Annotated in this window: 12 protein-coding genes and 1 tRNA gene; 5 read left to right on the forward strand and 8 right to left on the reverse strand. The window is 62.5% G+C overall.

What is annotated here, in order from left to right; translation table 11 throughout:
* Positions 1 to 24 precede the first annotated feature (24 nt).
* From DZG07_RS15890 to DZG07_RS15905, 3 genes are all read left to right on the forward strand, one after another.
* The gene (locus DZG07_RS15890) at positions 25 to 1269 is read left to right on the forward strand and encodes a hypothetical protein (RefSeq protein ID WP_133304753.1); all 1245 of its coding nucleotides are present in this window, start codon (positions 25 to 27) and stop codon (positions 1267 to 1269) included.
* A 370-nt stretch (positions 1270 to 1639) separates the two neighbouring features.
* The gene (locus DZG07_RS15900) at positions 1640 to 2104 is read left to right on the forward strand and encodes a hypothetical protein (RefSeq protein WP_119818538.1); all 465 of its coding nucleotides are present in this window, start codon (positions 1640 to 1642) and stop codon (positions 2102 to 2104) included.
* A 370-nt stretch (positions 2105 to 2474) separates the two neighbouring features.
* Positions 2475 to 3518 carry a tyrosine-type recombinase/integrase gene (locus tag DZG07_RS15905; RefSeq protein WP_119818540.1) on the forward strand — a complete coding sequence of 348 codons (1044 nt, stop codon included), beginning with the start codon at positions 2475 to 2477 and terminating at the stop codon, positions 3516 to 3518.
* Positions 3519 to 3565: 47 nt separating this feature from the next.
* Here the strand turns inward: DZG07_RS15905 and DZG07_RS15910 are convergent.
* Together DZG07_RS15910 and DZG07_RS15915 are read right to left on the reverse strand one after the other, a co-directional pair.
* Positions 3566 to 3639, reverse strand: a tRNA-Gln gene (locus DZG07_RS15910).
* A gap of 194 nt (positions 3640 to 3833) precedes the next feature.
* The gene (locus DZG07_RS15915) at positions 3834 to 4535 is read right to left on the reverse strand and encodes a phosphoribosyltransferase (protein ID WP_119818543.1); all 702 of its coding nucleotides are present in this window, start codon (positions 4533 to 4535) and stop codon (positions 3834 to 3836) included.
* Positions 4536 to 4668: 133 nt separating this feature from the next.
* Between DZG07_RS15915 and DZG07_RS15920 the strand changes: the two genes are divergently transcribed.
* The gene (locus DZG07_RS15920) at positions 4669 to 5811 is read left to right on the forward strand and encodes a M20 aminoacylase family protein (protein ID WP_119821788.1); all 1143 of its coding nucleotides are present in this window, start codon (positions 4669 to 4671) and stop codon (positions 5809 to 5811) included.
* A gap of 239 nt (positions 5812 to 6050) precedes the next feature.
* On the opposite strand, the gene DZG07_RS15925 is transcribed toward DZG07_RS15920, so the two are convergent.
* Positions 6051 to 6971 (reverse strand): nucleoside hydrolase, encoded by a 921-nt coding sequence (locus DZG07_RS15925; RefSeq protein WP_119818546.1) that lies wholly within the window; start codon positions 6969 to 6971, stop codon positions 6051 to 6053.
* Between the two features lie 113 nt (positions 6972 to 7084).
* Between DZG07_RS15925 and DZG07_RS15930 the strand changes: the two genes are divergently transcribed.
* The gene (locus DZG07_RS15930; protein ID WP_119818549.1) at positions 7085 to 8959 is read left to right on the forward strand and encodes an adenine deaminase C-terminal domain-containing protein; all 1875 of its coding nucleotides are present in this window, start codon (positions 7085 to 7087) and stop codon (positions 8957 to 8959) included.
* 455 nt (positions 8960 to 9414) lie between these two features.
* On the opposite strand, the gene DZG07_RS15935 is transcribed toward DZG07_RS15930, so the two are convergent.
* From DZG07_RS15935 to DZG07_RS15955, 5 genes are read right to left on the reverse strand one after another with little or no spacing between them, the layout of a single operon-like run.
* Complete coding sequence (locus tag DZG07_RS15935) at positions 9415 to 10821, reverse strand: M20/M25/M40 family metallo-hydrolase (protein WP_119818552.1); 1407 nt, start codon at positions 10819 to 10821, stop codon at positions 9415 to 9417.
* A gap of 30 nt (positions 10822 to 10851) precedes the next feature.
* Positions 10852 to 12174, reverse strand: coding sequence for an amidohydrolase (locus tag DZG07_RS15940; RefSeq protein ID WP_119818555.1), 1323 nt, complete (start codon positions 12172 to 12174; stop codon positions 10852 to 10854).
* A 14-nt stretch (positions 12175 to 12188) separates the two neighbouring features.
* Positions 12189 to 13250 (reverse strand): ABC transporter ATP-binding protein, encoded by a 1062-nt coding sequence (locus tag DZG07_RS15945; protein ID WP_119818558.1) that lies wholly within the window; start codon positions 13248 to 13250, stop codon positions 12189 to 12191.
* A gap of 4 nt (positions 13251 to 13254) precedes the next feature.
* Positions 13255 to 14046 carry an ABC transporter permease gene (locus DZG07_RS15950; protein ID WP_091911898.1) on the reverse strand — a complete coding sequence of 264 codons (792 nt, stop codon included), beginning with the start codon at positions 14044 to 14046 and terminating at the stop codon, positions 13255 to 13257.
* Positions 14043 to 14867 carry an ABC transporter permease gene (locus tag DZG07_RS15955; RefSeq protein WP_091912264.1) on the reverse strand — a complete coding sequence of 275 codons (825 nt, stop codon included), beginning with the start codon at positions 14865 to 14867 and terminating at the stop codon, positions 14043 to 14045. The genes DZG07_RS15950 and DZG07_RS15955 overlap by 4 nt, the downstream gene beginning before the upstream one ends.
* Between the last annotated feature and the right edge of the window lie 162 nt (positions 14868 to 15029).

Consider the following 15029-nt stretch of genomic DNA (forward strand, 5'->3'; position numbering starts at 1 on the left):
TATCACAAGTGCTGGAGAAAACCAATGCCGAACGCACGTGTTGCGGCAGCCGCCGAAGGCTTGCCCGAAACTGAACATGACGATTCACTCCGCTCTAACCGTCCTTCCAACGAAACGGGGAAAGCACTCGGTATTCTGGGGGTATGGAAGGCGGCGTTGTCGTCAACTGGACGTGCCGATGGAAATGACATGGCGCGGGCTGTGGAGCCCGATCAGGAACCCATGGAGAGATTTATGAATCAGCACGTTTCCCGTCGTTCGGTGGTCGCAGCATCTGCTTCGGCTGCGATGGCCTTACCGCTCTCGGCCGCCGCAACCTCATATGCGCTTGCTGAAACGGCCGCAGATCAGGAATGGGAGAAAGTTGAGCGCGATAGTGCCTTGGGAATGAGTGCATCTGGTCGTAAGCCCGCGGCGGCTGTCGATCCGGTTTTCGAAGCGATCCGCGTGTATCGGAAGTCTAGAGCCAATTGGTTTCGTCTCTGCGAGGCGAAATGGAAAGCCGAGGCAGCCCATTGGGATATTCATGGCCGCCGGCCATTGGCACTCGTCGCATGGGATCACTATTCGGCGATAGGAGCGTCAGAAGTTGATGCATATCGCGACCGGCTATTGGCGTCCGGAAGACGCAATCCCACCCAAGTAGAGGCTGAGTATGCGGCCACAGTCGAAAAGCTCGCAGTCAAACGCAGGGAAATAGATGAGTGGGATAAAAAGACTGGAATGACACCCGTCTATCGTCGTAATCGCCGCGCGCTGCGTGAGATGCGCGCCGATGCAGAACGCATGGCCGCAACAATTCCAACAACTCCCGCGGGCGCCGCAGCTCTCATAAAAATAGCTGTTGCGGATATCAAGGAAGGCGAAGGACCTGCTTGGCCTTGGCGCGCTGTGATCACAGCCACGAGGGCGTTGAAACGAATGACCGTGCAACTTCCGGCCGATTCTGAGGGCAGCGGTCTCGTCTCAAAAAAGTTGATTGATTTAATTTCAAAACACCGGGAGGCATATCAGACCTACATGGCTGTTGTGCACTTGGATGACAGCGCCGAATTGGGACGCGATCCAACGCCACGCGAAACAAGGATCTGCGGAAAGGCTTCCGCTGCTGAAGAGCGCTCTCTGAATCGCTTGTGTTCATATGTTTGCAAGGACACAGCCGAAGTGCGGGCCAAGGCCCGCTACATGAAGGAATGTCTTGATATTCATACGCTTTCTGACGATCAAATGGAAATAGCTCTGAAGGCCGCGGGGGAAACATGGCTGTGAACGCTCGGCTTAAGTCAACCACGTTTATGCCGGTGACGCCCGCAACTCGACAGCGCATCGAGGCGACTATAGACCAACTCGTAGCGCTGCTCGATGAGATCGACAGTGGGGAATTTCCACGGCTTGACGAGAAAGAGCCCAACGAAATTATCGACGATTGGTGCGCATGAGAGGGTGTGCACACGTGCCCGCCCAGGGGGTCTGCAAATTTGCGGACCCTTCTCAAGATTCCCGTTGGAAATCTTGAAGCGAGCAAACATTCGCCTGCCCTGACGACGGCGAATTTAGCCACCAAGTTTTACCCCGAGGCGAATTGACCTGCTTTAACAAAACAGGTAGAGCTGTTGTAGAAAAACAGCGAGAGGTTCTTATGTTCACAATTGCAGAGGCAGCCAAGGCGGCAGGGACGAATTCCGCGACGGTGCGCACATGGATACACAATTCAAAATTCTGGTTCGAAGACCATGAAATCGAACGTGCCGAGACGAACGGCCAGGCACACAAAATCACCTTTGAAGGTGCCATGCGGCTGGCGCTCATGGCGAAACTCACACTGTCGGGTGTGGCCGCAGATCGTGCCTTTCAGCATGTTCTCAAGTTTTTCGATGCTGGTGATTGGCATTGCGCTGATAAGCCGGCCAGAGCGCCGGGATCCCTTTACGAAGCGGGCGAGACACTAATCGTTGGCTATGCCGGGGAAGATGAAGCTAGGATCGTCAATGCGCCGTTAGATGCCACGCTGGCATCCGTATTGGACTTAAGCAAGCCTGCTGCATTCGTCATCCACATGAACAGCCTCAGGCGTCTTATGCTGGATTCTCTCGCTCAATCTTAATCGGCCATCGCAGTCGGGTCGGGGCCGAAAGGCTACTTCGGTGAGTGAAATCATCGAGATTGTGGAAATGAACACTCCAGCGGCCGTTCGGGCCAACCGAGCAAACCAAGTGGCTCTCAAACCGTTCGTTTTCGATCAGCATGAAGGAAAGCGCCACGCGCCCGCATCAATCTGATGAAAGGCCTAACCATGGCTGGTACACCGGTCCTTTTTAAAATCGCCGACTTAGCCCGTGCCGTCAAAGGTGCGCGCAAAGGTGGCATGGATGTCGGTCGCGCAGAAATCGACCCTTCAACGGGTAGAATCGTTTTGGTTGCAGCGGGGAAAACGCCGGATCCTCAGAATGATCTCGACAATTGGTTAGATCGCCATGCGCGTTCGTCTTAAAGGCCTCAACAGCAAGACAAAGACGCTCGCGGACGGAAGCGTTGTCACCTATCACTATGCGTGGAAGGGTGGGCCGCGCCTTCCCGGGAAGATAGGCGACTCCGAGTTCATGGCGGCCTACAACGCGGCGGTGGCACGCAAAGTGCAGCCTCGCCAGGGTATGCTGCTTTCTGTCCTCAACGGCTTTCAATCCAGCTCAGATTGGGACGATTTGGCTCCTCGGACCCAAAGCGATTACGTCAAGCTAATCAAAGTGATCGAGAAGAAGTTCGGCGATTTTCCGCTATCCGGCATGAGCGATCGGCGGACACGCGGTATCTTCATGGAGTGGCGCGACGAGCGCGCCAAGGCCTCACGACGCCAAGCTGACTATGGTTGGCAGGTTCTCGCCCGCATATTGTCCTGGGCGTATGGGCGTGGCCTTGTAAGCGCCAATCCCTGCGAGAAGGGCGGCCGGCTCTATCGTGGGTCTCGTGCTGAACATGTCTGGACTGACGCCGATGAGGCTGCATTCCTCGCCAGCGCACCCCGACACCTGCATCTCCCGCTTATCCTCGCGCTGTGGACAGGGCAGAGACAAGGCGACCTGTTGCGTCTTACCTGGCAGCAATACGACGGCAAGGTAATTCGCCTTCAGCAATCCAAGACTGGAACGCGCGTCCTCATACCTGTCGGCGCGCCGCTGAAGGCCGCCTTGGACATCAAACGTGGCAAGGCGGGGCAGATACTGCTCAACAGCGACGGCGATCCTTGGACCGCAGACGGCTTTCGTTCGTCGTGGCGCAAAGCGTGTGCGTCCGCTGGTGTCGTCGGCGTGACGTTCAACGATCTTCGAGGCACAGCCGTGACCCGGCTTGCAAAGGTGGAAGCCTCTGTTCCTCAGATCGCAACAATCACCGGCCACAGCCTGCGGGACGTGCACGCGATTCTCGATTCCAATTACCTGCACCGCGACCCGGCAATGGCAGAGGCTGCGATTAGAAAGCTCGAAACGAGAACGAAAATTCCCGACCGGGCGTCCGACTGACCTGAAATGTTCTAATGATGAAATCGAAAAAGCTCAATGAAATCAAATGGCTGGGGAACCTGGATTCGAACCAGGACTAACGGAGTCAGAGTCCGTGGGTCTACCGTTAACCTATTCCCCAAAAGCGAGATATTTCAATCGCTTGGCTGAAAGAGCCGGTTTGGTGCGACGCACCGTTTTGCCCCGGTCAGGCAAAACCCGCTCCCTTTCGGTGGCGCCTTTTAGCACATCCGCCCCATCGATCAAGCCCTCGATTGCGCTGCATCGAAAGAATGATGTGGCTCGCCGCAGGCGCCTGGATGTCGACGTTCCAGCCTATGCTTTCTCGGCCAGCCATGTGCCTTGCGCCGTGCGTTTCAGGCGGGGCGACGCGATCGCGCCGTGGATATGCGCGACGACGGATGCGTCGTGCTGGCCAAGCGCGGCGCGCCAGTTGTTGCCCTGAAGCATGGCGACGACCGCTGCCACCGGCTCGATGCCGGCCTTTCGCAACAGGCGCAGCACGGCCAGCATCGACGTGCCGGAACTCACCACATCGTCGACCACGACCACCCGCCTGCCCTGCAGCAGCGGCAGGATGCGCGGATCGACATAGATGCGCTTGGCATGGGCCGGGCTGGTGATCGAGCTCATCGGCTCGGAGAGCGCGTCGTCGTACCAGAACTTTCGCGAGGTTCCCAAGGCGACCATGCGGGCGTGGCCGAGCCGCCGCGCGACGCCATTGGCCAGCGGCAGGCCGAGCGTCGGCACGCCGATGACGGCTTCCGGCGCATAGGCGGACGCCAGTGCCGCCATTGCGTCGGCAAGCGCGTCCTCCACGGCAAAGCTCGCCTGGTTGACGATGAGCGAGGCCACCGCCTTGTCCTCGCCACCGGGCAGCACGCGAATGGGCAGCGCGATCTGGCGGCCGTCGGGCAGCGTTGCGGGATAAAGGTCCGCGAAGCCGTCTTGCGGGTTCGTTTCGAAAGTTCCGGCGGGATAGACGGTCTGCCAGAATTCATGCGGGGCAAGTGGCAAAATGGGTCTTTCTGTTGCAGAAGGAAGAGGCGGCGAAGCTGGCCCTGCGCGCCGCGAGGATTCGCAAAGGCGGGCCGGACGGAGTTTTACGGTGAAGACAGCGGGCAGCCAAGACGATCATGCGGAATTCGAGATGCTGGCAGCCTTGCGGCGCGACATCCATGCCAATCCCGAGCTGGGCTTCGAGGAAGTCCGCACTGGCGGCATCGTCCAGAAGATGCTGGCCGAGGCCGGCATTGCGGTTCAGGCGGGTCTCGGCAAGACCGGGGTCGTCGGCACGCTGAAGCTTGGCGACGGGTCGCGGCGGATCGCGCTGCGCGCCGACATGGACGCTCTGGCCATGCTAGAGACCGCCGAGGAGCGCGATTACAAGTCGACCACGCCCGGCAAGATGCATGCCTGCGGCCATGACGGCCACACGGTGATGCTGCTGGGGGCGGCACGCGAGCTGGCGCGGCGCAAGCGCTTTTCCGGCACCGTGCATTTTATCTTCCAGCCGGCCGAAGAAGGGCGCGGCGGGGCGAAGGCGATGATCGAGGATGGGTTCTTCAAGAAGTTTCCGGTCGATGCTGTCTATGGGCTGCACAACATGCCGGGCATCGCTACCGACAGCATGGCGGTGGTGGCCGGGCCGCAGCTTGCCTCGTCCGACCGCTGGATGGCGACGTTTCGCGGTGTCGGCACGCATGGCGCCAAACCGCATCTCGGCCGTGACGCGATGACGGCGGCCGGCCAGTTCCTGACGTCGCTGCACACCATCGTGGCGCGGCGCGTCGACCCGCTGCAGCCGGCAGTGGTCAGCGCCTGCGCGATCGAGGGCGGCAGCTTCGAGGCGCTGAACGTCATTCCCGACACGGTGAAAATCGGCGGCACCTCGCGCGCCTATTCGGCTGCGGTGCGCGACCAGATCGAAGCGGAGATCGGCGCGCTGGCACAGGGTTCGGCGCAGCTTTTCGGCATCGAGGCCGACTATCGCTACATCCGCCAGATGCCGCCGGTGGTGAACGACCGCGATGCGACACGGCGGGCGCTGGCGGCGGCGCAAAGCGCGCTTGGAGCCGAGAAGGTGATGACCGAGTTCCCGCCCTCCACCGCCGGCGACGATTTTGCGATGTTCAGCCAGGAAGTGCCGGGCGCCTATGTCTGGCTCGGCAACGGTCCCGCGGAGGATGGCGCGCTGCACCACAACAGCCGGTATGATTTCAACGATGCGGCGATACCTGCGGGGGTGCGGTTCTGGACAAAGCTGGTAGAGCAGGAGTTGGCGGGGGTGTAGGGGTGTTGGCGGAGGTGCTCATGTTCGGGCAGGATTAGCCTTCATCGTTCTCGCTGGAATAGCCCCTCTCCGTCTCGGCTACGCCGAGCCACCTCTCCCCGCAAGCGGGGCGAGGAACCCAGGTTCTGCGCGGCTGCGACATTTCAGGACTTGGGTTCCTCGCCCCCGCAAAGCGGGGGAGAGGTGGCTCGGCGAAGCCGAGACGGAGAGGGGGAGCGCGCCGCTAGCCCATTACTCGCTCAGCCTACCAGCCTCTCAAACAGCAGCTTCAACGCCCCTTCCCCATCGACCTTCATCGCGACGGAAATCGCAGCACCCTTCTCATCGATCGTCATCGCGCCCGCATCGCGTGTCGCACCCGTATCGACCGCGATTTTCAGCGTCTCACAGCCGAACAGGCTTTCATCCAGCGCCAGAAGCATGACGCAGGGGTCATGCAGCGGACGGCTTTCGCCGCCGGTGGTGGACTGGAAATAGGCGTCGATGAGTTCGCCGGAGGACTTTGCAGCCGGCACGCCGGTGGCCTGAAGGGCTGCGGTGTAATCGCGGGTGGCGCGCACCTTGCGCGTCACGTCGAGCGGGATAAGCGTGAAGTTGAGACCGGCTGCAAAAACGATTTCCGCCGCTTCCGGGTCGGCGGCAATGTTGAACTCGGCGCGCGGGCCGATGTTGCCGGGCTCATGCACCGCCCCGCCCATGGCAATGACGCGGCCGATGCGCTTTGCCGATGCCGGGTGATCCTGCACCAGGCGCGCGATGTTGGTGAGCGGGCCGAGCGCGAGGATGTCGAGCGAACCGGCGGGCAGTTCGTCCAGCAGTTTCGCCAGCCAAGCCGGCGCATCGTTGCCTGCCACCGGGGCCAATGGCTCGGGAAACGCCACGCCGCCGAGGCCGTCATTGCCGTGGATTTCGGTGGTGTCGAAACCTTTTCGCGACAGCGGCCCGGCAGCGCCCGAAACGACCGGAATATCGGCGCGGCCCTCAAGCGCCAGGATGCGCCCGGCATTGCGCGTCGTGGTGGCGATGCCGATATTGCCGGCCACCGTCGTGATGCCCCTGATGTCGAATTCCGCCGATTTCAGCGCGAGCAGGATCGCCACCGCATCGTCTATGCCGGGGTCGGTGTCGATGACGACGGTGCGGGCGGGAGCGGTTGGCATAAGGGCGCGGCCTTTCGTTTCAGGGTCGATTCGAATATGGCTTCGCTTCCCATTTTCGGGTCAGGTAAAGCAAGCTGAAATGCTTGACCCAGACATATCGAGTGAGTTTGAAATTGTCCGAAACGTCCCGCCTTCCCGACGATCTGCTGATCAATGCCGCCGATGAAATCCGCATCCGGCAGGACCTCGTGCTGGTGGCGCTGGGCAAGCGCGAGGCCGACCGCGTGGTGCGTGTCGGGCGACTGCTCGATGTCCATACCGGAACGTGGATGGAGGATTGCGAGGTTGCGATCCGTGGCCGCCGCATCGCCTATGTTGGGCCGGCAGGCACCTTTGCCGGCACGGCGCGCGAGACGACCGACCGCACGCATCTTTCGGCCGTTCCCGGCTTCGGCGAAATCCACAAGCATATCGAAAGCTCGCATCTGACGCCCGAGCATGAGGCAGCACTCGTCATGCCGCGCGGCAACACCTGGACCTGCGAGGCAAGCCACGAATTCTCCAACGTCAACGGGCCGAAGAACCTGGAATTCTGGCTGACCGCACGGCTCGCCGGCTCGCCAATGAAGATTTTCCCGCTGCCCGGGTCAGCCGTGCCGCCCACGGCTTACGAATGGGGCGGCGGTCATTTCGGCTATGCCGAGCAGGCCGGCTTTCTCGCGCAAAGCGCGATGGTCGCCGGGCTGGACGAGGTGATGGACTGGCCGGCGGTCTGGAACCCGCAGAACCCTTCCTATGAGCGGCTGTGGGGCATGATCCAGGCGACATTCGAGCAGCGCGGCGTGGTCGAGGGCCATGGCGCGGGCCTGCGCGACCTGCCCGAGATCAACGCCTTTGCCGCCGCCGGCCTGTCCTCCGACCATGAGGCGTGGACGCCGCAGGAGGCGTGGGACAAGCTGCGGCGCGGCATTTTCATCGAAATCCGCCCGCATTCCATGCCCGACATCATCGGCGGGCTCCTGGAGCGCGGTTTGCGCGATTGGAGCCAGGTGGCTTTCGCCACCGACGACCGCAGCGCCTCCGACACGCTGAAGATGGGCGCGACCGACCACAATGTGCGCCTTGCCATCGAAAGCGGGCTGACGCCGGAGATCGCGTATCAATGCGTGTCGATCAATCCGGCACGGCACATGCGGCTGACGCCCTTCGTGGGAAGCATCGCGCCGGGGCGGTTCGCCGATCTGGTGCTGCTGGACGATGCGGCGACCGTTTCGATTGCCGAGGTCTGGGCTGATGGCGATCAGGTATCGCAGGCAAAGAATTTCACTGGTCATTTGCCGGCTATCGACTGGCCGGACTGGGCGACGAAGACGGTCAATATCGAGCGGCAGATGACGGCGGATGATTTTGCCATTCCAGCAGAGGCCGGTCGCGACGCGATGCAGGCGGCGCTGCTGCGGCCGTTCCACTGGGACGACAATTTCATCACGACCGAACTGCCGGTGGCCAATGGCGCGGTGCAGCGCGACACTGCGCGCAACATCACCAAGTTCTCCGTCGTCGACCGCTTTTCCGGCGAGGGCAAGGTGGCAAAGATGTTCTGGCTGGGCTGCGGCCCGAAGACGCCGGACACAGCCGTCGGCTGCACGGTGGCCCATGACAAACACAATATCTGGGTCGTCGGCTCGTCGGATGCCGCGATGGCGGAAGTCGTCAATCGCATCCGCGACAATCAGGGCGGCTGGGCGCTGGTGACCGACGGCAAGGTCGTGGCCGATGTGCGCTACGAGGTCGGCGGGTTGATGACGAACCGGACGGCTGAAGCACTCGATGCCGAGATGCAGGCTCTTTATGTAGAAGCGGAGAAGATCGAATGGCTCTATGAGCCAACGTTTTCGCCACGCTGGTTCCCCGGCTTTCCCGAGCGGCTGCAGTTTGCGACGCTGACCTGCGCGCCGTGGCGCTGGGTGCTGGTGGCGCCGACGGACGCCGTGCCGCAGGGGTTTGTCAACGTGCAGACGGGAGAGAGCCACAAGGTGGTGTGGTGAGGTTTGGTTTCGGGGTGCGTCCTTCGAGGCTCGCCCGTTGAGGTTGGTGGCACACCTTCACGGTTTTGCGGGCTCGCACCTCAGGATGAGGGCGGTGGGGTGCCGTTCTCAGATTCTGGAACGTTGGCGAACTTCGCCTAACACTATCGAAGCATCAGCCGAATCTGGCACGTGAATAGCGCGACCTCCCTCATCCTGAGGTGCGAGCCCGCAGAGCGCCGTCTGTTAGCCATGCATTGGATGGGCGAGCCTCGAACACCTCAGGATGAGGGCGGTGGGGTGCCGTCTTCATACTCTGGAGCGTTGGCGGATTTCGCCTAACACTATCGAAGCGTCAGCAGAATCTGGCACGTGAATAGCGCGACCTCCCTCATCCTGAGGTGCGAGCCCGCAAGGCGCCGTCTGTTAGCCGCGCATTTGAAGGGGCGAGCCTCGAAGGACACACCCCTTTAGCATCAATCCTGCTCCGCAAACGCCGCCAGTATCCGCGCCCAGGACCGGATGCCCTTGCGGTAGCTCGACAGGTCGTATTTCTCGTTCGGGCTGTGGATGCGGTTGTCGAAGCGGGCGAAGCCGATGAGCAGCGAATCCATGCCGAGCTTGCGCTTGAATTCGCCGAGGATCGGGATCGAGCCGCCGGTGCCGGCGATCGCCGCCTCGCGCTCCCACTCCACTGTGAGTGCGCCCAGCGCCTTTTGCAGCAACGCGCCATCGATCGGCATGACGGTGGCGGGGCTGGCGCCGTGGTCGAGGAACTCGACCTTGCAGTCTTCCGGCACGCGCGCCCGGACATGGGCGTGGAAGGCAGCGCGGATTTTCTCGGGGTCCTGGCCCGCCACCAGACGGAACGACAGCTTTGCCTTTGCGCTTGCCGGGATGACGGTCTTAAAACCTTCGTCGGTGTAGCCGCCGATGATGCCGTGGATTTCGCAGGTCGGCCGGGCCCATACCTGCTCGAGAATCGAGCGGCCCTTTTCGCCGGCGGGGATGCTGAGGCCGACATTGCCGAGGAAACCTTTTTCGTCGAAAGGCAGGCGCTGCCACTGCGCCTTCACGGCTGCCGGCAGTTCTTCGACGCCGTCATAAAAACCTTCGACGGCGACGCCGCCGTCCGGCGTGCGCAGGCTGGAGATGATGTCGGATAGGACCTGAAGCGCATTGCGCGCGGCATTGCCGTAGATGCCGGAATGGAGGTCGCGGTCGGCGCAGGTGATCTCGATCTCTTCCTTCAGCACGCCGCGCAGCATGGTGGTGACGGCCGGCGTCTCGGCGTCCCACATGTCGGTGTCGCAGACCAGCACGACATCGGCCTTGAGTTCTTCACCGGTCTTTTCAAGGAAGGGCGCGAGGCTCGGGCTCGAAATTTCTTCCTCGCCTTCGAACAGTGTCGAAACCCGGATCGGCAGCTTGCCGGTAACAGCCTTCCATGCGCGGCATGCCTCGACGAAGGTCAGCAACTGGCCTTTGTCGTCGGAAGCGCCGCGCGCGACGATGTGGGTGTCGCCATTGGGCTGCGGCACCAGCCTGGGCTCGAATGGGTCGGAGTTCCACAGCGACAGCGGATCGACCGGCTGGACGTCGTAGTGGCCGTAGAACAGGACATGCGGCCCCTCGCCCGAGCGATCATGCCCGACAACCATCGGATGGCGCGCGGTGTCGCGGACGGAGGCGTCGAAGCCGAGGCCGGAAAGTTCCTTCGCCAGCCAATCGGCGGCGCGGCGGCAGTCGGCGGCGTAGGCCGGGTCGGTCGAGACGGACGGAATGCGGATCAGCTCGAACAGCCGCTCAAGGCTGGCGTCGATATTGGCGTCGATGGTTTCGAGCACCTTGTTGAGATGGTTTTCAGCGTCGTTCTTGCTCACAGCTTTGTCCTGTCGTTGCTTCGCTGCGGCTCAGCCGGCAGCATCAATACGGGCCATCTCGGCCTTGAAGGCGCTGGCGACCTGAAGCGCGTCGCGCAGCACTTTCTTGCGCTCAAGGCTCAGCACTTCGCGACCGCGCATCAGCCATTGGCCGGCCACCATCACGTCGCGCACATCGGTCGGCATGGTGGCAAAGACCAGTGTCGAATAGATGTCGTAGATCGGCTGCATGCGGGGGGCCGAGAGATCGATGCGGATAAGGTCGGCCTTCTTGCCGGGTTCCAGCGAGCCGATTTTTTCGTGCAGCCCGAGCACCTTCGCGCCTTCGATGGTCGCCATGCGGATGACCTCGACGGAGGGCATCGGCTTGCGGCTATGGCCAAGCAATTTCTGGAACATCGACACCGGCGCGAACTGCGAGAACAGGTCGAGCGTGTTGCCGCTCATCGGGCCGTCGGTGGCGATGCCGACGGGAATGCCGGCCTTGCGCATCGCTTCGACCGGCGCGATGCCCCTGCCCGCCTTGCCATTGGAGCGCGCATTGTGGGCGACGCAGACCCGGGCGTGCGCCATCTTTTCCATGTCGCTGTCGTTGACATAGAGGCAGTGCGCGCAGATCAGGCCCTTGCGCAGAAGACCGGCCTTCTCGACCGCTTCGACGGGGCGCAGGCCGCCGAGCTTCGCGGCCCAGGCCATCTCGGCGTCGGTTTCTGCCAGATGCATCTGCACCGGGATACCGGGATGATCGTCGGCCCAGCGCGCGACGCGCTCCATGACCGCCATGCCGGTGGAATAAGGCGCATGCGGCGCGATGGAGGGAATGATGCGGTCGTGGCCGGAGAATTCCGCCACCAGTTGCTCGACGAGGGCAAAACCTTCGTCGAAACTGTTGTGGTCAGGCGGATCGAAATCGGCGAGCGTCTGGCCAAGCACGCCGCGGATGCCGGCCTTGTCGACCACACGGCCGACTTCGGTTTCGAAGTAGTACATGTCGGCAACGGTGGTGACGCCGCCCCCGATCAGTTCGAGCGCTGCGAGCGCGGTGCCGGCACGCACCGCCTCCGGCCGCACGAATTTGCGCTCCAGCGGCAGGATGTAGCGGTAGAGCCGGTCGTCAACGTCTTCGCCCAGCCCGCGGAACAGGCTCATGGCCATGTGGCAGTGCGGGTTGACCATGCCCGGCATGATCAGGTCGCCGTCGGTGTCGATGATTTCGGCGCCGGGGATTTGCGGTGCCGGGCCGGACCCGACCGCCTTGATTGCGTCGCCCTCGATGTGGACATAGCCGCGCTCGATGACGGGCATGTCCGGCGAGCAAGGGAGGATGAGGGCGTTGGTGATGAGGACAGACATGAAACGTCCTCAGATCATTCCGGCTTCAGCACGCAGCACTGGTCCGGCACAGGCACCAGCTTGGCGGCGCTGCCGGGTTCCTGCGGCGTGGAAAGCGCGCCATTGGCGACGAGCGTGCCGGCGGCGGTTTCGCTATGGTACTGATAGGCGCGGCCGAGATAGGTTCTCAAGCCAAGCGTCGCGGGAATGCCTTGCGCCTTGGGATCAGTGGTGACGGCGAGACCGTCGGCGCGGGCGGCGAGGACGAAATCGTCGGGGATGGCGCCGAAGCGGTCCTGCGACAGCGTGAGCGTCGAGCCGTCGCGGGTCTGCGCGGTGACACTCGCCCCGTCGCGCTTGGTGACTTTCAGCGGCACGAGATTCTCGAAGCCGACGAAGCGGGCGACGAAGGCGTTGGCCGGGCGCTGGTAGAGCGTCTCGGGCGTGCCGAGCTGCATGATGCGGCCGGCATTCATGATGGCGACGCGGTCGGAGATCGAGAACGCCTCTTCCTGATCGTGGGTGACATAGACCGAGGTGGTGCCGTTGGCGCGCTGCAGCTGGCGTATCTCGACGCGCATGTCGACGCGCAGCTTGGCGTCTAGGTTGGACAGCGGCTCGTCGAACATCAGCAGCGGCGGCTCTATAACCAGCGCGCGGGCGAGCGCGACGCGCTGCTTCTGCCCGCCCGACAATGCGCCGGGAAGCCGGTCTGCGAGCTGGGAAAGCCCGACGCGCTCCAGCATCGCCTTGGCGCGCTTTTCGCGCTCGGACGATGCCACGCCGCGCTGCTTCAGCCCGAAGCCGACATTGTCGAGCACCGACAGATGCGGGAACAGCGCGTAGTTCTGGAAGACGAGGCCGATGTCGCGCTTGTAGGCAGGCAGCCGCGTCAGATCCTTGCCGCCAAGCGTGATCGTGCCGGAGGTGGGCTGGAGGAAGCCGGCGACGAGGCGCAGGGTCGTCGTCTTGCCACAGCCGGACGCGCCGAGCAGCGAGACGAGCTCGCCGCTGCCGACGGACAGCGACAGGTCCTCCAGCACCTTGGTCGTGCCATAGTGGGCGGTGAGGTTTTGTACGGTCAGAGCCTGGGTCATGGTTTCATTTCGCAAGGAAGGTAAGGCCGAGCGTGCGCTCGACGATCGCCATGACGGCGACGGTGAGGAACATCAGCAACACCGACACCGACGCAATCGTCGGATCGAAGAACTGCTCGACATGGGCGAGGATCTGGATCGGCAGCGTCGAGATGCCGGGGCCGGTCAGGAACAGCGACGTCGAGACGTCGTTGATCGAGGTGATGAAAGCCAGGATGAAGGCCGCGATCACGCCCGAGCGGACATTGGGCAGCACGATGGTGAAGAAGGTTTTCAGCGGCCGGCTGCCGAGGCTGATCGCCGCTTCCTCGATCGAGAAATCGAAGGAAGCGAGGCTCGCCGAGATGACGCGGACGCAATAGGGCAGGACCAGAAGCGTGTGGCCGATGAGCAGCGTCAGGAAGATCGGCGCGCTGGCGCCGACCGCGACCGACTTGAGCAGCGAGAAACCGAGGACGATTTCCGGCACCAGAATGGGCAGCACGAAGACGGTGGAGAGCCATGTCGGCAGCTGGATGCGGTAGCGGTTGAGCGCATAGGCAGCCGGAATGCCGATCAGGAGGGCCAGTCCGGTGGCCAGAATGGCAAGCTGAAGGCTGGTGACAATGGTGCGCCGGAAGGCACTGATTTCAAAGATGTTCTCGAACCAGCGCAGCGACAGGCCCTGCGGCGGAAAGGTCAGGTAGGTCGTGTCGCTGACGGAGGCGCCGAGCACGATAATCAGCGGCCCGGTCAGGAAGATGTAGACCAGGATCGTGAACAGGATGAGCAGTGGATTGATGCGTGTGGTCATCATGTCGCCATCGGGTTGAGACGCCGCGCGACGCGGCTCATGGCCAGCACGACGGTGACCGTTATCACCACCATGATCGCGGCGATGGTGGAGGCGCCGACCCAGTCGAAGGAGACCATGGCGCGCTGATACATCAGTGTGCCCATGACCATCTGGCGCTCGCCGCCGAGCAGTTGCGGCGTGGCATACGAGGTGAAGGAGCCAGTGAAGACCAGCACCGCGCCGACGATCAGACCGGGCACAGCCAGGGGCAGGATGACCTGCCGGAACGTGCCGGCCGGCGTCGCACCCAGCGAGGCGGAAGCCTGCACGACATCCTCGGGAATGTTTTCGAGCACGCCGACCAGCGTCAGGATCATCAGCGGCACGAAGAGGTAGACCATCGCGACGATGACCGAGCCTTGGGTGTAGAGCATCGCGAACGGCTCGGACGTCACGCCGATACCGATCAGGAAGCTGTTGAGGATGCCGTTCTTGCCGAGGATGATCAGCCAGGCGAAGGAGCGCACGACGACGCCGGTGAGCAGCGGGAAGACCGCGGCGATGATGAGAAGGCTTTTCAGCCTGCCGGGTGATTTCGACACGACATAGGCGGTGAGGAAACCGACGACCAGCGAAATAGCGGTGGTGGCCAGCGATATTTCGAGCGTGCGCCACAGGACGCTGCGGCGGAAACCGCTGCCGAAGAAGGATGTGTAAGGCGAGAAGATTCCGGCCGTCTCGCCGAATGTCGTGCCGATGGTGGCGATCACCGGCAGCACGAGGAAGACCAGAACGACCAGCGTCGCGGGCGCGGCGAGCCACCATCCGGCATAGCGTTTCAGCATGGAAGTCAGATCTCTTTCGTCATTGTCGAGCAGCACTTGGGCTCGAAAACCGATTGCATAAGGTCTGCTACCCTTCCTTGATCCGCCAAGAAAGGGGCAAAACGCCGCAAAAGGCTTGGTGCAGCATATTGAGCAGGGCAATCGTATATGGCGCAGCCA

The organism is Mesorhizobium sp. DCY119, assembly GCF_003590645.1.
In the GTDB taxonomy this organism is placed as follows: Bacteria; Pseudomonadota; Alphaproteobacteria; order Rhizobiales; family Rhizobiaceae; genus Mesorhizobium_M.